This is a genomic window from Mycobacterium pinniadriaticum (assembly GCF_026242045.1).
Lineage (GTDB): Bacteria > Actinomycetota > Actinomycetes > Mycobacteriales > Mycobacteriaceae > Mycobacterium > Mycobacterium pinniadriaticum.
The window spans coordinates 1-20,008 of the sequence record NZ_JAPJDO010000042.1; the positions used below are offsets into that span (position 1 = coordinate 1).

General features: G+C 67.2%; 17 protein-coding genes and 1 pseudogene. 10 read left to right on the top strand and 8 right to left on the bottom strand.

Annotated elements, in window-relative coordinates:
- Window positions 1-811 (top strand): annotated as a pseudogene (locus tag ORI27_RS27975) (hypothetical protein); the annotation flags it as partial.
- Between the two features lie 40 nt (window positions 812-851).
- Here ORI27_RS27975 and ORI27_RS27980 read toward each other — a convergent pair.
- On the bottom strand, window positions 852-2,387 hold the full coding sequence (locus ORI27_RS27980) for a glycosyltransferase family 39 protein (RefSeq protein WP_266000388.1): 1,536 nt from the start codon (window positions 2,385-2,387) through the stop codon (window positions 852-854).
- A gap of 352 nt (window positions 2,388-2,739) precedes the next feature.
- Here ORI27_RS27980 and ORI27_RS27985 point away from each other — a divergent pair, with 352 nt between their 5' ends.
- Window positions 2,740-3,186 carry a universal stress protein gene (locus ORI27_RS27985; protein WP_266000389.1) on the top strand — a complete coding sequence of 149 codons (447 nt, stop codon included), beginning with the start codon at window positions 2,740-2,742 and terminating at the stop codon, window positions 3,184-3,186.
- 34 nt (window positions 3,187-3,220) lie between these two features.
- Window positions 3,221-4,231, top strand: coding sequence for a magnesium transporter CorA family protein (locus ORI27_RS27990; RefSeq protein ID WP_266000390.1), 1,011 nt, complete (start codon window positions 3,221-3,223; stop codon window positions 4,229-4,231).
- A 171-nt stretch (window positions 4,232-4,402) separates the two neighbouring features.
- On the opposite strand, the gene ORI27_RS27995 is transcribed toward ORI27_RS27990, so the two are convergent.
- Complete coding sequence (locus ORI27_RS27995) at window positions 4,403-5,080, bottom strand: MBL fold metallo-hydrolase (protein WP_266000391.1); 678 nt, start codon at window positions 5,078-5,080, stop codon at window positions 4,403-4,405.
- 118 nt (window positions 5,081-5,198) lie between these two features.
- On the opposite strand from ORI27_RS27995, the gene uvrA reads away from it, so the two are divergent.
- Window positions 5,199-8,108, top strand: coding sequence for an excinuclease ABC subunit UvrA (uvrA, locus tag ORI27_RS28000; protein WP_266000423.1), 2,910 nt, complete (start codon window positions 5,199-5,201; stop codon window positions 8,106-8,108).
- Between the two features lie 83 nt (window positions 8,109-8,191).
- Here uvrA and ORI27_RS28005 read toward each other — a convergent pair whose 3' ends face one another.
- The 4 genes from ORI27_RS28005 to ORI27_RS28020 all read right to left on the bottom strand — a co-directional run bounded on the left by ORI27_RS28005 (window position 8,192) and on the right by ORI27_RS28020 (window position 13,606).
- The gene (locus ORI27_RS28005; RefSeq protein ID WP_266000392.1) at window positions 8,192-8,437 is read right to left on the bottom strand and encodes a PspA/IM30 family protein; all 246 of its coding nucleotides are present in this window, start codon (window positions 8,435-8,437) and stop codon (window positions 8,192-8,194) included.
- 5 nt (window positions 8,438-8,442) lie between these two features.
- Window positions 8,443-9,813 carry an alpha/beta hydrolase gene (locus tag ORI27_RS28010; protein WP_266000424.1) on the bottom strand — a complete coding sequence of 457 codons (1,371 nt, stop codon included), beginning with the start codon at window positions 9,811-9,813 and terminating at the stop codon, window positions 8,443-8,445.
- 85 nt (window positions 9,814-9,898) lie between these two features.
- Window positions 9,899-13,198: a bifunctional lysylphosphatidylglycerol synthetase/lysine--tRNA ligase LysX gene (gene lysX / locus ORI27_RS28015; RefSeq protein ID WP_266000393.1), complete on the bottom strand. Its 3,300-nt coding sequence runs from the start codon at window positions 13,196-13,198 to the stop codon at window positions 9,899-9,901.
- A gap of 45 nt (window positions 13,199-13,243) precedes the next feature.
- Window positions 13,244-13,606: a DUF1844 domain-containing protein gene (locus tag ORI27_RS28020; RefSeq protein WP_266000394.1), complete on the bottom strand. Its 363-nt coding sequence runs from the start codon at window positions 13,604-13,606 to the stop codon at window positions 13,244-13,246.
- 281 nt (window positions 13,607-13,887) lie between these two features.
- Between ORI27_RS28020 and infC the strand changes: the two genes are divergently transcribed.
- The 5 genes from infC to ORI27_RS28045 all read left to right on the top strand — a co-directional run bounded on the left by infC (window position 13,888) and on the right by ORI27_RS28045 (window position 16,601).
- Window positions 13,888-14,490, top strand: coding sequence for a translation initiation factor IF-3 (gene infC, locus ORI27_RS28025; protein WP_266000425.1), 603 nt, complete (start codon window positions 13,888-13,890; stop codon window positions 14,488-14,490).
- A 12-nt stretch (window positions 14,491-14,502) separates the two neighbouring features.
- Entirely contained in the window at window positions 14,503-14,697 is a 195-nt protein-coding gene (gene rpmI / locus ORI27_RS28030; protein WP_005149094.1) for a 50S ribosomal protein L35, read from the top strand.
- A gap of 48 nt (window positions 14,698-14,745) precedes the next feature.
- Window positions 14,746-15,135, top strand: a complete 390-nt coding sequence (gene rplT / locus ORI27_RS28035) for a 50S ribosomal protein L20 (protein ID WP_005149096.1) — start codon at window positions 14,746-14,748, stop codon at window positions 15,133-15,135.
- The gene (locus ORI27_RS28040; RefSeq protein ID WP_266000426.1) at window positions 15,135-15,923 is read left to right on the top strand and encodes a TrmH family RNA methyltransferase; all 789 of its coding nucleotides are present in this window, start codon (window positions 15,135-15,137) and stop codon (window positions 15,921-15,923) included. The genes rplT and ORI27_RS28040 overlap by 1 nt, the downstream gene beginning before the upstream one ends.
- Window positions 15,924-16,046: 123 nt before the next feature.
- Window positions 16,047-16,601 carry a hypothetical protein gene (locus ORI27_RS28045; protein ID WP_266000395.1) on the top strand — a complete coding sequence of 185 codons (555 nt, stop codon included), beginning with the start codon at window positions 16,047-16,049 and terminating at the stop codon, window positions 16,599-16,601.
- 53 nt (window positions 16,602-16,654) lie between these two features.
- Here the strand turns inward: ORI27_RS28045 and ORI27_RS28050 are convergent, their stop codons facing one another.
- Window positions 16,655-17,923 carry an acyl-CoA dehydrogenase family protein gene (locus tag ORI27_RS28050; RefSeq protein WP_266000396.1) on the bottom strand — a complete coding sequence of 423 codons (1,269 nt, stop codon included), beginning with the start codon at window positions 17,921-17,923 and terminating at the stop codon, window positions 16,655-16,657.
- 12 nt (window positions 17,924-17,935) lie between these two features.
- On the bottom strand, window positions 17,936-18,964 hold the full coding sequence (locus ORI27_RS28055) for an oxygenase MpaB family protein (protein WP_266000397.1): 1,029 nt from the start codon (window positions 18,962-18,964) through the stop codon (window positions 17,936-17,938).
- Between the two features lie 135 nt (window positions 18,965-19,099).
- On the opposite strand from ORI27_RS28055, the gene ORI27_RS28060 reads away from it, so the two are divergent.
- Window positions 19,100-19,999 carry an adenylate/guanylate cyclase domain-containing protein gene (locus tag ORI27_RS28060; protein ID WP_407666453.1) on the top strand — a complete coding sequence of 300 codons (900 nt, stop codon included), beginning with the start codon at window positions 19,100-19,102 and terminating at the stop codon, window positions 19,997-19,999.
- Window positions 20,000-20,008: the final 9 nt, after the last annotated feature.

A 20,008-nucleotide genomic window follows, 5' to 3' on the forward strand; every position in this document is an offset into this window, starting at 1 on the left:
GGCGGCCGTGCCCGCCGCGGCCGCTGACGCCGCCGGTGGCGGGGTGCCGACCCCGCCGGCCGCCGTGCCGGGTGGTCCCGGTGGTGGTGGCGGTGGCGGGGTTCCGACTCCTCCCGCTGTGGTGCCCGGTGGACCGGGTGGTGGTGGCGGTGGCGGGGTTCCGACTCCTCCCGCTGTGGTGCCTGGTGGTCCCGGTGGTGGTGGCGGTGGCGGGGTTCCGACTCCTCCCGCTGTGGTGCCCGGTGGTCCCGGCGGTGGTGGTGCCGGTGGCCTGCCGACTCCGCCGGCCGCGATTCCCGGAACGCCGTTCACCAACAATGTGGTTACTCCAGGCACCCCGCCCGCGGCGGTACCCGGCGTTCCGGGCGGTGGTGGCGGCGATGGCCTGCCGACTCCGCCCGCGGCGACGCCGGGCACGCCGGGCGGTAACCGGGCGGCCATTCCGCCCACCCCGCCGAGGGTCCTGCCGGGTGGTCCCGGCTCCTACATCGGGCCCTCACCGGGTGGCTTGGGCAGCCTGATCCCGTCGGCGCCGATCTCGGACGCCGCCGGTACCCTGCCGACCCCGCCGGCGGAGTTGTTCCCGGCGATGGCTCAAGGGGTGGCCACGCTGCTCTCGCCACCGCAGGTGACGATCCCCGGCATCCCCGGGTTCGGTATCCCGCTACCGTCGACGATCTCGACGCCGCGCGACCTGCTGTGCGTGGGCACCGGGTGGTCGGCGACCAAGACGGGGACCGAATCGGGGGCTCCGGCAGGCGCGCTGCTCGGTACGGAACTGCCTCCCGCGAACCGGTGGTTCGGCAACTAGAACCTACGGACTACCGTGCCCGGCGTGGGCCGTTGTCGCGCTAGCGGATCGACTTGACGACCTGGGCGAAATTGAACTGCCAGCGTTCGACGACCCGGAACCCGAAACGGCTGGGTACCTGGTAGGCCATCGCCCGGCCAAGCCGGGGGCCAGGGCGAAGCGCCGAGCCCTGCTCGTGGTCGGGGAGCGTCGGGTCGCGTTCGGACACCGTCCAGATCGCCGGGCAGCCGGGCATCTTGTCAGCCCACGCCCAGACGGCAATATGGGTGTCCCACAGCCAGTTTCGCTGTATCGCCGAGCGGCCGCGGCCATAGTCGTGCAGTTTGGCGAAGGCGGCTGGCCGGGCCGCCAACAACGGCCGGATCGGTCCGGGCTTCCACGTGGTCGAGTTGTCCATCACCAGGCAGTCGCCGGGCGCGGCGTACCGGGTGACGACATCGGCGACCTGACTGTAGTCCATGCCTTCCTTGGCATAGGGACCGCGCTGGGCCAGATAGTTCGGTGTGGCCGCAAGCGCGAAAACCGTGAGCAGGATGGTGATCCCGGCCCGCGATCGGCCGACCGCGACGATGCACAGTCCGATGAACAGCGCGGCTGCCGGGGTGGTGAAGGACAGGTATCGCGGATAGTAGATCGGATGTCGCAGCATCGAGTAGGCCAGCAGGACCACGGTGGGGATGGCCATCCACGCCAGGCTGATCGTGACCAACCGCCGGGATCGCTGCCCGGCCCGCGACCACGACAGCGCGGCCGCGGTGACCAGCAGTCCACTCAATACCGCGACCAGAACAGAGTGGTCAAAGTACTGCTCCTGCAGGATCATTCCGACCGTTCGCCAGCCCAGCGGCGAAATCCAGTTGATCTGGTACAGCTGGGTTTGGCTGAACACCAGGAACGGGGCGGCGACCGCACAGACTGCCACCGCGCTCACCGTCCAATGCCACCGGACCCGTCGCGAACCGGCCAGGATCGCCACCATCACGGCGTGCACGGGAAGCAGGAGAACCGAAAAGACATTCAGCATGGTGGCGGTGAGCATCAGCACCGAATAGACCAGCCACCATTGCGGCCGGCCGCGGCGCATCGCAACCAAGACCAGCACCGTGAGCCAGACCCCGGTGACCATCGTCAGCGCGTACGACCGCGTCTCGATGCCGGCCCACGTCACCCGGGGAAGGAGCGCGAACACCACACCCGCACTCACCGCGACCGAGCGGGTGGACAACTGCTGTCCCAGCACCACCACACCGGCGGCCGCGAGGCCGACGGTCAACGAGCTCGACACCCGCGACCAGAACTCGGTGGCGGGGAACACGGTGAACCACCCGTGCATAGCCAGGTAGTACAAGCCGTGAACGGCGTCGATGTTGCCGAGCATGCGCCATAAGGCGGGCACTGGACGGGTTGCGGCCGAGATCGTGGCGGCCTCGTCGAACCACAGCGAGGGTCGAGCCGCGCCCGCCGCGCTGAAGAGCGTCGCGAACACGGCCACCCAGATGGCGTCGCCCGGCCGCGCGGAGCCGGCCGGGCGGTCCTGTTCGCCGGTGACTGGTTCGGGCCGAAGGGTGATGCTCACGTGCGGTGTCCTGTACCCCTGTCGATCGGTGAGCAAAACGGTAACCCGCAGTTCACCAGACCGCCCGGCGCATCGACGATCCCGCACTTGGTGAATTCGCGGCGTTTCCAATTCCGGGCTTTGGTCATCATTGAAGTGTGGTAGCCCCGACAATCGCGAATCCGGTGCGATGCGGATTTGCAAATGCGGTTGCTGTCGCACGGCTCACGCAACGACCGGAAGCGGCATTCTGCCCGGTAGGGTGGCATCGCGCGGCGTTGTGGAATTGCCGCGTGGCGTGAATCGCACCCTTGTGTGGTGTCGAGGCGTTAGTGTTCGAAGCGGCGTTGATTTTGGAGACTGGAGGGTACGAATGGGCGGTTACAAGACCGTGGTCGTCGGCACGGACGGCTCGGATTCCTCGCTGCGTGCAGTCGACCGGGCGGGCTATCTCGCCTCCGCCCCTGATTCCAAGGTCATCGTGGCGACCGCCTACTTCCCCGCCGCCGAGGACACCCGCGCGGCCGACCTGCTCAAGGACGAGGGCTACAAGATGGCGGGCAACGCCCCCATCTACGCGATCCTGCGCGAGGCGCGCGACCGTGCCAAGGCTGCCGGTGCCGTCGACGTCGAAGAACGCGCGGTCGTGGGGGCCCCGGTCGACGCCTTGGTGGAGTTGGCCGAAGAAGTCGGCGCCGATCTGCTTGTCGTCGGCAACGTCGGTCTGAGCACCATTGCGGGCCGCCTGCTGGGCTCGGTGCCGGCCAATGTCGCGCGCCGGTCCAAGACCGACGTGCTGATCGTGCACACCACCGGTTAGCCCGCTTCCGCCGGGACTGCTGCAGACTGGGCTGATGACCCACTGCCGAACCCGACTGTGGGTCGATGGCGAACTCAAGACGGAGGACTTCCCCCTCCAGGAGGTCTCCGAGCACCTCACCGAGGACGGGGCACTGGTCTGGGTCGACATGTGCAATCCGGACCACGAGGTGCTGCGTCAACTGGCCGACGAACTCGGCTTCGACGAACATGCCGTCGAAGACACCATCGCACACGCCGAACGCACCAAGGCGACTCGCTATACGTCGCACACGTTTCTGACCGTGTACGCGACAGCGCTGGCCCCGCCGCTGGCCAATGATCTCGAGTCGCGGTTGCTCCTGAGTCGGGTGTCGATCTTCGTGCTGCACGCCGGGGTCGTCACGGTCAGGCACGAAATCGACCCGCAGCGACCGGTTTTCGACATCGACGAGGTGGTTCGCCGATGGGACGAGAATGCCGATCTGCTGCGGATGGGTCCACCCGCACTGTTACATGGCCTGCTGGATGTGATCGTCGACGCTCAGTTCGACACCATCCAGCTCATCGACGACGCGATCGAGGCACTCGAAGACGGTCTGTTCGACGATCGTGCGCATACCCGCACGATCCAGCGCTCCACCTATCGTCTACGCAAGGAACTCGTCGAGTTGCGCCGCGTCGTGCTGCCCATGCGCGAGGTGATCAATACGATCATGCGCCGGCGCGCCGAACGCTCCGACAGCGTCGAACTCGACAGCTGGTACTCCGATCTCTACGACCACGTCATCCGCGCGGCGGAATGGACGGAGTCGCTGCGCGACATGATCACCACGGTGTTCGAGACGAATCTGTCGCTGCAGGACGCGCGGCTCAACACGATCATGAAGAAGCTGACCGGCTGGGCCGCCATCATCGCCGTGCCGACCGCGGTGACGGGCTGGTACGGCCAAAACGTGCCCTATCCGGGGTTCTCGCAGGCGGCCGGGGTGGTGGCGAGCGCCCTGATCATCATCGTGACGTCGGGACTGCTCTACATCGCCTTCAAGCGGCGCGGCTGGATCTAGAGCACGCGTAGACCCGGCGATTTAGGCTTCGGTCTCGGCGACCGGTGCGCGACGGAGAGCCCGGCCAGGTTCGGACGATGAGTTCCGTTGCGGCAGTGGCGGTTTTGCCGGTCAGCGCAAAGACGTGGTGACCGGGTCGTCGTCGGTCGCGAGCCGGACGGCGGCGCAGGCCTACCAGCCGCGCTCCCGCCATTCCGCGAGATGCGGGCGTTCTGCGCCGAGGTTGGTGTCGTCGCCATGCCCGGGATAGACGACGGTGTCGTCCCCGTAGTGTCCGAACACCTTGCTGTTGACGTCGCCGAGCAGTTGCTCGAACGCGCCTGGTTCCCAGGTTTTTCCGACCCCGCCCGGGAACAGGCAGTCACCGGTGAACAGATGGGTGGCGGTCCGCTCGGCGGTGGGCCGCAGCGCCAGCGCCACCGAGCCGGGGGTGTGGCCGCGCAAGTGGATCACATCGAAGACCAGATCGCCGACGGTGATGGTGTCTCCGTCGGCCAGGAACCGGTCGGGCTTGACCGGCAGCGGCTCGGCGTCGAGCTGGTGGGCCGCGGTCGGGACCCCGGTGGCCTCGGCGAGGGCCTCCAACGCCTGCCAGTGGTCGAAGTGCTGGTGACTGGTCACGATGAGGGTCAATTTCGGGGCCTGTTCACGCACCAGGTCGACGAGTAGTTCCCGGTCGTTGGCGGCGTCGATCAACAGGCTCTCACCGGTGGCCGAACACGTCACCAGGTAGGTGTTGTTGTCCATCGGGCCGACCGACATCTTGATGATGGTGGCGCCGGGCAGGGTCCGGCGGGCGGCGGCCCGCGGTTCGACGTGTCCGGTGTAGGTGTCGTCGACGACTGTCATGGTCGCCACGTTACTTGTCGGTGGGGCGACATAGCATGGGGATCAATGAGCCGCGTACGAGATGGGAAGTCCTCTCGGCGGCTTCGTCGTGCCCACAAACCCGCAGGAAGGGGAGCTGGTGGCTGACCGGCTGATCGTCAAGGGGGCGCGCGAGCACAACTTGCGCAGCATCGACCTGGACCTGCCCCGCGACAGTCTGATCGTGTTCACGGGATTGTCCGGCTCGGGCAAGTCCTCGCTGGCGTTCGACACGATCTTCGCCGAGGGGCAGCGCCGTTACGTCGAATCGTTGTCGGCCTACGCCCGGCAGTTCCTCGGCCAGATGGACAAGCCGGATGTGGACTTCATCGAGGGGTTGTCGCCCGCTGTCTCGATCGACCAGAAGTCCACCAACCGCAACCCGCGCTCGACGGTCGGCACCATTACCGAGGTCTACGACTACCTGCGCCTGCTCTACGCCCGGGCCGGCACCCCGCACTGCCCGGTGTGCGGCGAGCGGATCGCCCGGCAGACCCCGCAGCAGATCGTCGACCAGGTGCTGGCCATGGACGAGGGTCTGCGCTTCCAGGTGCTGGCCCCGGTGGTGCGGACCCGCAAGGGGGAGTTCGTCGACCTCTTCGACAAGCTCAACAGCCAGGGGTACAGCCGGGTCCGGGTGGACGGCGTGGTGCATCCGCTCACCGACCCGCCGAAGCTGAAGAAGCAGGAGAAGCACGACATCGAGGTGGTGATCGACCGGCTGACGGTCAAGGCCAGCGCCAAGCAGCGGCTCACCGACTCGGTCGAGACTGCGCTGAACCTGGCCGACGGGATCGTGGTGCTGGAGTTCGTCGACCGCGAGGAAAATGACCCGCACGGTGATCCCAGAGAGCAGCGGTTCTCCGAGAAGCTGGCCTGCCCGAACGGCCATCCGCTGGCCGTCGACGACTTAGAGCCGCGGTCCTTCTCGTTCAACTCGCCCTACGGCGCCTGCCCGGAGTGCAGCGGCCTGGGCATCCGTAAAGAGGTCGACCCGGACCTGGTGGTGCCCGATCCCGACCTGACGCTGGCCGAAGGTGCGGTGGCACCGTGGGCCATGGGCCACACCGCCGAGTACTTCACCCGGATGATGTCGGGACTGGGCGAGGCCATGGGCTTCGACGTCGACACCCCCTGGCGCAAGCTTCCGGCCAAGGCACGCAAGGCGATTCTGGAAGGCTGCGACGAACAGGTCCACGTCCGCTACAAGAACCGCTACGGCCGGACGCGTTCGTACTATGCCGAGTTCGAAGGCGTGATGGCGTTCCTGCACCGACGCATGGAGCAGACCGAATCCGAGCAGATGAAGGAACGCTACGACGGGTTCATGCGCGACGTGCCGTGCCCGGAGTGCGACGGTACCCGGTTGAAGCCGGAGATCCTCGCGGTGACGCTGGCGGCGGGGGTGCACGGTGCGAAGTCGATCGCCGAGGTGTCCGAGCTGTCCATTGCCGACTGCTCTAAATTCCTCAACGACCTCACCCTCGGCACCCGCGAGGCGGCCATCGCCGGGCAGGTGCTCAAGGAGGTGCAGTCCCGGCTGGGCTTCCTGCTGGACGTCGGACTGGACTATCTGTCGCTGTCCCGCGCGGCGGGCACGCTGTCCGGCGGTGAGGCCCAGCGCATCCGGCTGGCCACCCAGATCGGCTCGGGTCTGGTCGGTGTGCTGTACGTGCTCGACGAACCGTCGATCGGGCTGCATCAGCGCGACAATCGTCGGCTCATCGAAACCCTTACGCGGCTTAGGGATCTGGGTAACACGCTGATCGTCGTCGAGCACGACGAGGACACCATCGCGCACTCGGACTGGGTCGTCGACATCGGTCCGGCGGCCGGTGAGCACGGTGGCCAGGTGGTGCACAGCGGGCCGTATGCCGAACTGCTGCGCAATCCGAACTCCATTACCGGGGCCTACCTGTCGGGCAAGCAGAGCATCGACGTGCCGGCGATCCGCCGGCCGATCGACCGCCGCAAGCAACTCACCGTGATCGGTGCGCGGGAACACAATCTGCGCGATATCGACGTCGCGTTCCCGCTGGGTGTGCTGACCTCGGTGACCGGGGTGTCCGGTTCGGGCAAGTCCACCCTGGTCAATGACATCCTGGCCTCGGTGCTGGCCAACAAGCTCAACGGTGCGCGCCAGGTCCCGGGCCGGCACACCCGGATCAACGGACTCGAACACGTCGACAAGCTGGTGCGCGTCGACCAGTCCCCGATCGGGCGCACGCCGCGCTCCAACCCGGCCACCTACACCGGGGTGTTCGACAAGATCCGAACCCTGTTCGCGGCCACCACCGAGGCCAAGGTTCGCGGCTATCAGCCGGGCCGGTTCTCGTTCAATGTCAAAGGCGGCCGCTGCGAGGCCTGTTCGGGTGACGGCACCATCAAGATCGAGATGAACTTCCTGCCCGACGTGTACGTACCGTGCGAGGTGTGCCACGGTGCCCGCTACAACCGCGAAACCCTCGAGGTGCACTACAAGGGCAAGACCATCTCCGAGGTGCTCGACCTCTCGATCGAGGATGCCGCGGAATTCTTCGAGCCGATCAGCGGAATCCACCGCTATCTGCGGACTCTCGTCGACGTCGGGCTGGGGTATGTGCGGCTGGGGCAGCCGGCGCCCACGCTGTCCGGCGGTGAGGCGCAGCGCGTCAAGCTGGCCGCCGAACTGCAGAAGCGCTCGACCGGCCGCACCGTCTACATCCTCGACGAGCCCACCACGGGCCTGCACTTCGAAGACATCCGCAAGCTGCTCAAGGTCATCAACGGCTTGGTGGACAAAGGTAATTCGGTGATCGTCATCGAACACAACCTGGATGTCATCAAGACCTCCGACTGGATCGTCGACATGGGGCCCGAGGGTGGTTCGGGCGGCGGGACGGTCGTCGCGCAGGGTCCTCCCGAGGAGGTCGCCTCGGTGCCGGAGAGCTACACCGGCAAGTTCCTCTCCGGCGTGCTGGCCGCGCCCGCGCCCAAGCGGACGACGCGGCGGCGCAAGGTGAGCGCCTGACGGGTGGGCCGCCCGATGCTGCGAGATCGACATCACGGTCGTGATCGACGCGCACTACACAACGGTGTTGGCGATCTCGTCGGTCAGGACTGATCCGGCTTGTGCATCGAGGCGCGGATCTCGTCCAGCCGCTCGGCCGCGGCCTTCTGCCGGGCCTCGTACTGCTCTTCGACAGTGCGGCCCTCGGGGGTTTCGGCGGCCAATTCGGCTGAGCCGAGAGCCGTTCCGTACCGTGTTTCGATCTTCTCCTGCACCGATTCGAACGTGGGCACCCCGGTGTCGCTGTAGCCGGGATCCGGCGGGGGTTCGGTGACGGGTTCGTCGGGCATGAAACTCACCGTACTCCCGGCGGGCGCCCCGCGGCCGCGATCGTGACCGGGCCCGGCGGGGGCACCGGCGGGCCCGGCAGGGGGACCGGTGCGACGTCCGGGGTCCGGAGCCGGCCGGCCAGCCACGGCAGCGCGGCGGCGAAGGCGCGCGCCGCGAACGGCCAGTCATGCTTGCCCGGCTGGGCGATCACGGCGCAGTCGATGCCGTTGGCGCTACCCAGCCCGCACAGGGCGTCGGCGGCTCCGGTCGGGTCACCCGGGTCCGGGGCCGCCTTGGGGGGCGTGCGTTGGGACGCCGGATTGCCCGAAACCGCGAACCACCCGGAAACGCCTTGATAGCGGCCATGTCTGCTCATGGCCGAGGCGGGCTCGAAGTTCGCATAGGCCAGCGCGTCGCCGCCGAACAGTCGGGATATCGTCTGGGTTCTGGTGCCGGAGTTGGGCGCGAAATCACCGGCGATGTCCTCGAAGGTGCTGAACATGTCGGGATGCATGGTGGTGAGGCCGACCGCGCAGGTCCCGCCCATCGACCAGCCGACGACACCCCAGTTCGCTGGGTCTGCGCTGACGCCGAAGTTCGAGATCATGAATGGCACAACGTCTTTGGTCAGATGATCGGCGGAGTTGCCCCTGGGCCCGTTGACGCATTCGGTGTCGTTGTTGAATGTGCCGCCGGAGTCGACGAACACGAATACCGGGGCGTTGCCCTGGTGTGCGGCGGCGAAGTCGTCAATCGTCTTGATCGCGTTGCCCGCCCGCAGCCAGTCGGCGGGAGTGTTGAATTCGCCGCCGATCATCATCACCGTGGGCAGCCTGGGCGGCGGGTTGGTGGCGAAGTACGCCGGGGGCAGATAGACGAGTTCGCCACGATGCGCGAAGTGTGAGGCCTCCGAGCCGATGGTCACCGGCACCACCGAGCCGGTGGCCGGGATCGTGTGCCGGACCACCATCTGGGTGACGGCGGCGCGGTCGGTCTGATCGGGCAGCGGGCCCGCGGTCAGCTGATTCCAGGCGGTCTGCACGGTGGGCAGATAACCCACCCACAGGTTGAGCATCAGCGCCGTCGACAACGCGCACAGCGGCACCGCGAGCACCGTCAGTCCCCGCCGCCACCAGCGGGCGCCGCGCCAACCGGCAATCGCCACCACCACGGCCAGGCCTGTCACCGCGATCCAGGCCCACAGCAGATCCGGGGCCGGCTCGCCGGCCAGGCCGTCATCGGAGATGCTCCACCAGGTGTACCCGGCCGCCGCGATGCCGACGACAGCGGCGAGCGGCAGCCACAGCAGCCGCCAGCGAAGCGTGCGCCAGCCGACAGCGGTCAGCAGAACGAGCCCGGTCACGATCTGGACCGTCAACGGCAGCCACCCGTGCATCAGCGAAATCTGTTGGAGATCAGCCGGTGTCACGCTCTTATCGTGACCACATTTCCTTGCTGGTGGCTGTGAGTTGACCGGGTGGCTAGCGCGGTTTGGCCAGCGGGAAGGGCAGGGTCTCCCGGATGCTGCGCCCGGTGATCAGCATGACCACCCGGTCGACACCGACCCCCAGTCCTCCGGTGGGCGGCATGGCGTACTCCATCGCCTGCAGGAAATCCTCGTCCAGTTCCATCGCCTCGGGATCGCCGTCGGCGGCCAGCAGGGACTGCTCCTGCAGGCGCCGGCGCTGCTCGACCGGGTCGGTCAATTCGCTGTAGGCGGTGCCCAGCTCGACCCCCCATGCGACCAGGTCCCAGCGCTCGGCGACACCGGGCCTGCTGCGATGCGGGCGGGTCAGCGGCGACACCGACGTCGGGAAGTCGGTGTAGAAGGTCGGTGCCTCGGTGCGGTCCTCCACAAGGCGCTCGTAGAGTTCCAGGACCACCGCACCGGGATCCCAGTGGGTCAGGTAGGGCACCCGCGCCGCATCGCACAACCGGCGCAACACCGCCAGCTCCGTCTGCGCATCGATCTGTTCGCCCAGTGCCTCGGAGACAGCGTCGTGCACGGTCTTGACGGTCCAGGTTCCGGAGATGTCCACCGGCTCGAGCTGATCGGCGACTCCGTCGCGGGGACGCATGATGACCGCGGAGCCGTTGGCGGCGACTGCGGCGTTCTGGATCAGTTCGCGGCAGCCGTCGATCCAGACCCGGTAGTCGGCGTGGGCCTGGTAGGCCTCGAGCAGGGTGAACTCCGGGTTGTGGCTGAAGTCGACGCCCTCGTTGCGGAATGCCCGGCCCAGCTCGAAGACTCGTTCGACACCACCCACGCACAACCGCTTCAGGTACAGCTCGGGGGCGATGCGCAGATACAGGTCGAGGTCATAGGCGTTGATGTGGGTCTTGAACGGGCGGGCGTTGGCGCCGCCGTGGATCTGCTGCAGGATCGGCGTCTCCACCTCCAGAAAACCCTTGGCGAACAAGGTCTCCCGGATCGAGCGCAGGACGTTGCTCCTGGCGCGGATCAGCCCGCGGGCCTCATGGTTGATGGCGAGGTCGACGTAGCGGGCCCGGACCCGTGCCTCCGGGTCTTGCAGGCCCTTCCACTTGTCGGGCAAGGGACGCAAGCACTTTCCGAGCATTCGCCACTGCTGGACCAGCACTGAGCGGGTGCCGTTCTTGCTGTAGCCCATGTGGCCGGTCACCTCGACCAGATCGCCGAGGTCCACGGCGGCGAAGTCCTCGGTGACGCCGTCGAGGGTGGACTTGTCCAGCAGCAGCTGGACGTCACCGGACCAGTCCCGCAGTTGGGCGAACACCACGCCGCCGTAGTCGCGGGTGCGCAGGATCCGACCGGCCACACTCAGCGTGACGGTATCGTCGGCGGTCAGCGCCCCGGCGACGGTGTGGGTGGGTGGCTGACCGACCGGGTAGGCGTCTACACCGTTGCACTGCAAGGCTTTCAGCTTGGCCATCCGCACCCGCACCTGATCGGGAAGTCGCTGCTCGTGCTCGGCGTTCGCTTCGATCGGTTCGTCGAGATCGGGCGCGCTGCCGTCGGCGTGCAGGCGCCCGGAGGCGGCCAGGTTCTCGGGGACGGCGGAGTGGTGGCCGGTGTGTTGCTTGGCGCGCCGGGAGAACGGCAGCACCAGGAAGCCTTCGGCGATGACGGATGCGACGCCGACGCGGGGAATCAGCCGGGCATCCTCATAGCAGGCGTAGCGCGGCACCCAGTGCGGCTGGTATTTCATGTTGGACCGGTAGAGGGTTTCCAGCTGCCACCATCGGGAGAAGAACACCAGGACGGCGCGCCAGAGCCGTGCCACCGGGCCCGCTCCGAGCTGGGCGCCGTGCTCGAAAGCCGAGCGGAACATCGCGAAATTGAGCGAAATACGGCTGACGCCGATTTCTTCGGCGTTCTGCAGAAGTTCGGTGACCATCAGCTCGATGGTGCCGTTGGGGGACTGCGGTGCGCGGCGCATCAGGTCGAGCGACAATCCGTTGGTCCCCCACGGCACCAGCGAGAGCATGGCCACGACGTCGTCCGAGCTGGGATCGCCGTGGACCGCCTCCACCAGGAGGCAGTCGCCGTCGGCCCGGTCGCCGAGGCGGCCCAGTGCCATCGAGAAACCGCGTTCGGTTTCGGTGTCACGCCAGGCGTCGGCGCGTGCGATCACCGCTGCCATCTCTTCTTGGGAGAAGTCACGATGCCGCCGCATCCGCACCGTCAATCCGGCACGACGCGCGCGAGTGACTGCCTGGCGGACGGCACGCATATCCGAGCCGGACAGGTGGAACTGGTCGGGGTAGAGGATCGCCTCGTCGCCGAGTTGCAGTGCGTTGAGGCCGGCTTCACGGTATGCCTGGGCGCCGGTCGAACTGGCGCCCATCACGCCCGGCGCCCAGCCGTACTCCTGGCACAACGACAGCCACGCGGAGATCGCCTGCTGCCAGGTCCGCGGATCCCCGATCGGGTCACCGCTGGCCAGACACACCCCGACCTCGACGCGGTAGGTGATCGCGGCGCGGGCGTTGGCGGCGAACACCACCGACTTGTCCCGGCGGGTGGCGAAGTACCCCAGTGAATCGTTCTTCCCGTACATCTGCAGCAGGCCGCGGATGGCGGACTCGTCCTCGCCGGTCAGCGCGTTCTCGGCGCGTTGTGATTGGAACAGCACGATCGCGGCCACCATCAATGCCAGCGCACCGAACAGGCCGAGCAGGGCGTTGACGAAGGTATGCGGATGGCCGGTGAAGGCGTCGGCGTCGGCGCCGGCGAAGGCGCTCACCCGGTTCAGGGCATACCAGAATCGGTCGTCGCGGGCCAGGGTGCCGGGGAACAGTTCGAGCACGCCCCAGCCGATCAGCGTGCCCACGGCCAGGCCGGCTACCAGGGTTGCGGCCGCCTTGAGCAGCGCCCCACGGCGGACCCTGGCCCAGAACTCCTTGTAGGCCAGTAGCAGCGCGCCGGTCGCCAGGACGTGGAAGGCCAGGCCGATGACCTCGCTGATTTCCTCGGCCGGCGATTCCGTGCCGGACAACAGGTCGGCGATGTTCCATACCGACGCGGCGACCATGTAGAAGACGAGAATCCACCAGGCGATGCGCTTGCGGGCCGCGAGCGCGGCAGCCAGCAGGACCAAGACGAAGGCCCAGGCGAAGCTGGTGTCCGGGAAGTTGAAGAGATAGTCGTTGATGAACTCCCGGGGGATCCCGATGAGATGCCGCACGATCGTGGACACGCTCGACAGCAGCGACAGCGTCGCGATGATGCCGATGATCCAGCCGGCTGCGGCGGGCATCCAGCGGAACCGTGAGGTTCGCCGACTCGTCGTGACGGTCATAGGCCGCGAGGATATTCCCTCGACGTACCGGTTGTCTGTGCCGCGCTACCAGACGGGGCCGGTGTATTTCTCGCCCGGACCGCTGCCCGGTTCGTCGGGCGCGGCGCTGGCTTCCCGGAAGGCCAACTGCAGACTCTTCAAGCCGTCTCGGACCGGCCCGGCGTGCGGGCCCAGGTATTCCGCCGACGCGGTCACCAGGCCGGCCAGCGCCGTGATCAGGCGGCGGGCCTCATCGAGGTCGCGATGGTCGCTGGTGTCGGGATCGGGGGAGGATAGTCCGATTTTCTCGGCGGCGGCGCTCATCAGCATCACCGCGGCACGGGTGATCACCTCGGCGGCGGGAATATCGGCCAGGTCGCGGGCGCGCGGGTCACTCGTGGCAGATGTGTGCGAGGTATCGTCCGTCATGCCTGCTAGACTGGCATGCACGACCGTCCCGGCATACGCCAGGGACAGCAAGTGGAGTCCCACTCCCACCGCCCGCCACGGATATTTCCGCAGGTAGAGCGGTCCGGTCACGGATGCCTTCAGGGTATCTGTCCTGCCGATTGGCAGGCGGCGTCAGCCGTGATCGGTCGGCATCGGGCCCTGCTTCATGCAGGGCCTTCTCGCTGATGGCGTGGTTTCTCCCGGCTGTTTCCTCGTGGCTCCGCGGTGGTCCGAAGAGGAAACCGAACCAGGGAGGCCCCATCAGCACTGAGACCCGTGTCAACGAGCGCATCCGCGTACCTGAGGTCCGACTGATCGGACCCGGCGGGGAGCAGGTAGGCATCGTGCGCATCGAAGACGCTCTTCGCGTCGCCGCGGATGCCGATCTTGACCTCGTCGAAGTAGCCCCCGACGCCAAGCCGCCGGTTTGCAAGATCATGGACTACGGCAAGTTCAAGTACGAGACAGCCCAGAAGGCGCGCGAGTCCCGCAAGAACCAGCAGCAGACCGTCGTCAAGGAGCAGAAGCTCCGGCCCAAGATCGACCCGCATGACTACGAGACCAAAAAGGGTCACGTGATCCGCTTCCTCGAGGCGGGGTCCAAGGTCAAGGTCACGATCATGTTTCGCGGCCGCGAGCAGTCGCGGCCGGAGCTCGGGTTCCGACTCCTGCAGCGGCTGGGTGCCGATGTCGCCGATTACGGCTTCATCGAGACCTCCGCCAAGCAGGACGGCCGCAACATGACGATGGTGCTGGCACCCCACCGCGGCGCGAAGACCCGCGCCAAGGCGGCGCACGACGCCGACACCCCCGCGGGGCGTCCGGCCGAACCCCAGCCCACTGAAAACCCAGAGACCACCTAGAACTGAGGACCAATGCCCAAGGCAAAGACTCACAGCGGCGCTTCCAAGCGGTTCCGCAAGACCGGCACCGGGAAGATCGTGCGGCAGAAGGCGAACCGTCGCCACCTGCTCGAGCACAAGGCCACCAAGCGGACTCGCCGCTTGGACGGCCGCACCGTCGTGTCGGCCAACGACACCAAGCGTGTCAACGCGATGCTGAACGGCTAAGCGCCGTAACCCCTCAACTTTTGACCGACCAAGAATAGGAACACCGCAATGGCACGCGTGAAGCGCGCACTCAATGCCCAGAAGAAGCGGCGCACAGTACTCAAGGCGTCCAAGGGCTACCGCGGCCAGCGCTCGAGGCTCTACCGCAAAGCCAAAGAGCAGCAGCTGCATTCGCTGACTTACGCCTACCGGGACCGTCGTGCCCGCAAGGGTGAGTTCCGCAAGCTGTGGATCTCCCGCATCAACGCGGCGGCCCGCGCCAACGACATCACCTACAACCGGCTGATCCAGGGCCTCAAGGCCGCCGGCATCGAGGTCGACCGCAAGAACCTCGCCGAGATCGCCGTCAGCGACCCGGCCGCGTTCACCGCGCTGGTCGAGGCCGCCAAGGCCGCACTGCCGGAGGATGTCAACGCGCCTTCCGGTGAAGCCGCCTGATAACGGCACTCACTGAACGATCCGCCCGGGTGGTGGCTGCGGTCAAACTGCAGCGCCACACCGGGCGTCGTCGTGCTGGGCGCTTTCTGGCCGAGGGACCGAATCTGGTTGAGGCGGCGGCCCGGCGCGGACTCGTGCTCGAGGTGTTCGCCACGGAGGCCGCCGCACACAGACACGCCGAGTTGTTGACCGGCCTGCCGGTGCACGAGGTGACCGAGAAGGCGGCGAAGGCGCTGTCGGAGACGGTGACGCCGTCGGGTCTGGTGGCCGTGTGCACGATGCCCGACGGCGATCTCGATGCGGTTATGGCCGGTGAGCCCCGGCTGGTGGTGGTCGCCGTCGATCTGTCCGAGCCCGGTAACGCCGGGACGTTGATCCGGCTGGCCGATGCGATGGGCGCGGCGGCGGTGGTGTTCGCCGGGCACAGCGTGGATCCGTACAACGGCAAGTGCCTGCGGGCGTCGGCGGGCAGTATCTTCGCGGTGCCGGTGGTGGTCGCACCGGACACCGTCGCGGTGGTCTCCGGGCTGCGTGGCGCCGGCCTGCAGGTGCTGGCCACGACGCTGGACGGCGAGTTGAGCCTGGACGACGCCGAGCTGGGTCAGCCCACCGCCTGGGTCTTCGGCCCCGAGACGCAGGGCTTGCCCCCGGAGATCGCCGGCTTGGCCGATCATCGAGTCACGATCCCGATGGCCGGTGGCGCCGAGAGTTTGAATGTCGCTGCCGCCGCGGCGATCTGCCTGTATCAGAGCGCGCGCGCCCAGCGAGCCGGTAGCTCTCCCGAGTAATAGCGCCGGTGTCGGCCCGGGCGACAATTCGGGGTCATATCGAGGTCCTTTGACCCTCCCGGATTCAGGCGACGCGGGGCGACGCTTGCCTGATCCGACAGCAACGGGTAGCGGGAGGTTCACATGCTGTCAGCGCGGATGCTGGTGGTGGGCATCGCCGCCGCCGCCCTGACCGCCTGCGGCTCGACGGGTGTCCTTCCGGTCAAGACAAGCGTCAGCACGAGCACACAGGTCGACACCGTCACGGCCGCGCCGTCGACGATCACCCGGACCCGCACTGTTCAACCGCCCGCTCCGCCACTGCGGCAGTCGATGCGGGCGTGGTGGAACAAGGTTCAAGACCACGTCAATGCGATCCAGTCCGCCGCCCATGACGTGGCGTCGGCCGCGCAGGTGTACGACGACGCACTGTTGAGTGCGGCCTGCTCGAGGTATCACGACGGTGTGGCCGGGCTGCAGGGCCATATGCCGCCGCCGGATCCGTCCTTGGCGACCGAGTTGCAGGCCGCACTCTCCGACTACGACGTGGCGATGCATTTCTGCGTGGCGGCCACCAGCGACATCGATACCAACGAACTGCACCACTCGCTCGAATTCCTGCGGTCAGGCAACGCCGCGATGCAGCGGGCGGGCGCGATTCTCCAAGCCGATCTGGGCGAGCCGATCCAGATCGGCTAGCCGGTTCACCTGGTGCACCACCCTGATGGTCGAGAGAGCTCGCGACGCGATGCTCACGTCCCGAGCAATCCCTTGGCCACGTGCGTGATCTGCACCTCGTTACTGCCGGCGTAGATCATCAACGATTTCGCATCGCGCGCAAGCTGTTCCACGCGGTACTCGGTCATGTAACCGTTGCCGCCGAACAGCTGGATCGCCTCCATGGCGACATCGGTGGCCGCCTGCGAGCAGTAATACTTCATCGCCGATGCCTCGGCCAGCGAGATCGGCGTGCCCGTCTGCCCGTATTCGATCACCCGGAACAGCATGTTGCGCACGTTCATCCGGGCCACCTCCATGTTGGCCAGCTTCAGCTGGATCAACTGGAATTGGCCGATCTCCTTGCCCCACAGCGTGCGCGTCTTGGCGTAGTCGGTACACAGCCGCAGGCATTCCTCGATCACCCCGAGGGCCATCGATACCACGCCGATCCGCTCGGCGGCGAAACTCGACCGGGCGCTGTCGCGGCCGTCCCCGGACTTGTTCTCCTCGGTCTCGCCCAACAGCCGGTCGCGCCCCAGCCGCACATTGTTGAAGAACAGCTCACCGGTGCGCGAACTGTGAATCCCCATCTTGCGGAACGGCTTGGCCTGGACGAAGCCCTCCATCCCGCGATCCAGCACGAACGTCAACACCTTGCGGTCGCGCTTGTCGGCGGACGAGCGCTCGCGCAAGGACCCTGTGCCAGCCGGATCACCCTCGTCCAACTTGGCGTACACCACGACGACGTCAGCGTCGGGCCCGTTGGTGATGAACGTCTTCTGCCCGTTGAGGATGTAGTCGTCGCCATCGCGCACGACATAGGACTTCATCCCGCCGAACGCATCCGACCCCGAATCCGGTTCGGTGATCGCCCATGCGCCGATCTTGTCGTAGGTCACTAGATCGGGCAGCCAACGTTCCTGCTGGGCCAGCGTGCCGCGACTCTGGATGGTGGGCACCGTCAGCCCGAGGCTGACGCCCATCCCGGTGACCAGGCCCATGCTGACCCGACACAACTCGCTGATCAGCACGAATCCCATCCCGGCCGATCCGCCATCGCCGAACATGCCGCCGCCCCCGCGGGGCTTGGTATCGGTGCCCTCCCGCATCCGGTTCAGCCGCTTGCTCAGCGATTCGCGCGCCATATCGCCGATACCGAAGGTGGCGAACAGCTTTCGGACGATCGGGTACGGCTCCATGTCGCCGCTCTCGAGTTCGTCGATATGAGGACGAATCTCTTTGTCGACGAACTCGCGGACGGCGTCGCGCACGGCGATATCGACGTCGGACCATTCGATCATGCGTTCTCCGGTTCAGGCGGCGGCGGTACGTCCTCGGGCGGGCCGCAAACCGGCGAGTGAGAACGTCGTGTGGACCAGCGACCCCGCACGGGCGACGAGGCTCTTGTGTCGAGGGACATAGTGCATGGGCATCCCGCGGCGGTCTTTGGGGGGTGCCACGAAACCGGGTGCCTCGACCAGCGGGGCGTCGGTCGGCAGCTGGCCGGATGCCCGCCGGTAGGCCGACAACGCGCGCGGGTGCAGCCGGATCTCGTCGGGCACCGCCCAGAACGCCAACTCCACGGCCTTGCCGAACAGCCGCAGCGCCACCTCGTCACCGGGCGTCCAGCGCATCCCGGCTTTCTCCCGGACCACCGGGTCGAACAGGCCCGCGGCGATCCAGCGTTGCCCGGCGACCATCGGCTTGAACAACTGGTCCCACACCGGCGTCGGCATCAACACGAACTTCGGCTTGGGGATGCGGATGTCGAAGATCTCCAGCGTCGCCTTGTTGATCTCCAGCTCGTCGCGGCAGACCCGGTCCCAGTAATCGCAGAACTCTTCCCAGGTTTCGGGCACCGGCTTCATGCTCATCCCGTACATCGCGTACCACTGCTTGTGTTCGTCGAACAGCTGGCGCTTCTCGGCCTCGGTCAGCCCGCCGCAGAAATATTCGGCGACCTTGAGGATCAGCATGAAGAACGTGGCGTGCGCCCAATAGAACGTCTCGGGATTCAGCGCGTGGTAGCGGCGGCCCGCGGTGTCGACGCCCTTGATTCCGCGATGAAAACCCTTGATCTGCTCACCGGTCTGCCGGGCGCGCTCGCCGTCGTAGACCACGCCCATGATCGGGTAGACCGACCGCGCGACCCGCTGAAGCGGCTCGCGCAGCAGGATCGAATGTTCTTCCACTCCGGCGCCCAGCTGCGGATACATGTTCTGCAGCGACCCGATCCACACGCCGAGCATGCCGGTTCGCAGGTCGCCGAAGTATTTCCAGGTCAGCGAGTCCGGCCCGAGCGGGGTCGGTGTGTGATGCGCAGTGGTCGTCGTTGACCTCATCGACTCACGATAGGACTGACAACACACGTTGTCCATGGTGGCGACGAAGCTGTGACCAGTCGTTTGGCATAGCGATACGTTGGCCGCGTCACACCACGTTGGCTGGCCTGAAATCCGTTCCCTACGCTGGATCTCGTGGACGTCGAGCCGTTCGACGGTCAACCTGATCCCCACGTTGACGTCAACCAACTGGTGCGGCCCGGGCGTGGGCCCGCGGCGTGGTGGCACAACACCAACCACAATCCGGGCATCATCGCCCTGGTTCGTCGTGCCCGGCGCATGCTGCCCGGCGACCCCGACTTCGGGGACCCGCTGTCGGCCGCCGGCGAGGGTGGCGCCCGCGCCGCCGCACGGGCTGCCGACCGGTTGCTGCGCGACCGCGAAGCCGCCACCCGGGAAGTGAGTTTGGCCACCCTCCAGCTCTGGCAGGCGCTCACCGAACGCGTCTCCGGGCGGCCGGCAAACCGGGAGGTGACGCTGGTCTTCACCGACCTCGTCGGGTTCTCCAGTTGGTCGCTGCAGGCCGGTGACGATGCCACGCTGCGGCTGTTGCGGCGCGTCGCCCAGGTCGTCGAGCCCCCGCTGCTGGACGCCGGCGGACACATCGTCAAGCGCTTGGGCGACGGCATCATGGCCGTGTTCACCGACCCAGCAACGGCGGTGCGCGCCACCATGGCCGCCCGCGACGCGGTCCGATCTGTCGAGGTAGACGGGTATACGCCACGGATGCGTGCGGGTATCCACACCGGCCGCCCGCAGCGCATCGGCTCGGACTGGCTCGGCGTGGACGTCAACATCACCGCCCGGGTGATGGAGCGCGCCACCCGTGGCGGACTCATCGTGTCGGAGAAGACGCTGGAACTGATCGAACCCGACGAACTCGAGTCGCTGGGGGTCACGGTCAAGCGGATCAGGCGCCAGGTTTTCGCGCCGCGTGCCACCGGTGTGCCCACCGACCTGGTGATGTACCGGCTCAAGACCCGCAGGGACCTGCCAGCCGAGGACGATGCCGAAGACGTCGAAGCCCAGGCATAGTGGAAAGAG

Coding starts and splice junctions, on each gene's coding strand:
- ORI27_RS27985 (WP_266000389.1), top strand. CDS start 2,740: ATGGGCGGTTACAAGACCGTGGTCGTCGGCACGGACGGCTCGGATTCC.
- ORI27_RS27990 (WP_266000390.1), top strand. CDS start 3,221: ATGACCCACTGCCGAACCCGACTGTGGGTCGATGGCGAACTCAAGACG.
- ORI27_RS27995 (WP_266000391.1), bottom strand. CDS start 5,080: ATGACAGTCGTCGACGACACCTACACCGGACACGTCGAACCGCGGGCC.
- ORI27_RS28005 (WP_266000392.1), bottom strand. CDS start 8,437: ATGCCCGACGAACCCGTCACCGAACCCCCGCCGGATCCCGGCTACAGC.
- ORI27_RS28010 (WP_266000424.1), bottom strand. CDS start 9,813: ATGCACGGGTGGCTGCCGTTGACGGTCCAGATCGTGACCGGGCTCGTT.
- lysX (WP_266000393.1), bottom strand. CDS start 13,198: ATGACCGTCACGACGAGTCGGCGAACCTCACGGTTCCGCTGGATGCCC.
- ORI27_RS28020 (WP_266000394.1), bottom strand. CDS start 13,606: ATGACGGACGATACCTCGCACACATCTGCCACGAGTGACCCGCGCGCC.
- rpmI (WP_005149094.1), top strand. CDS start 14,503: ATGCCCAAGGCAAAGACTCACAGCGGCGCTTCCAAGCGGTTCCGCAAG.
- rplT (WP_005149096.1), top strand. CDS start 14,746: ATGGCACGCGTGAAGCGCGCACTCAATGCCCAGAAGAAGCGGCGCACA.
- ORI27_RS28045 (WP_266000395.1), top strand. CDS start 16,047: ATGCTGTCAGCGCGGATGCTGGTGGTGGGCATCGCCGCCGCCGCCCTG.
- ORI27_RS28050 (WP_266000396.1), bottom strand. CDS start 17,923: ATGATCGAATGGTCCGACGTCGATATCGCCGTGCGCGACGCCGTCCGC.
- ORI27_RS28055 (WP_266000397.1), bottom strand. CDS start 18,964: ATGAGGTCAACGACGACCACTGCGCATCACACACCGACCCCGCTCGGG.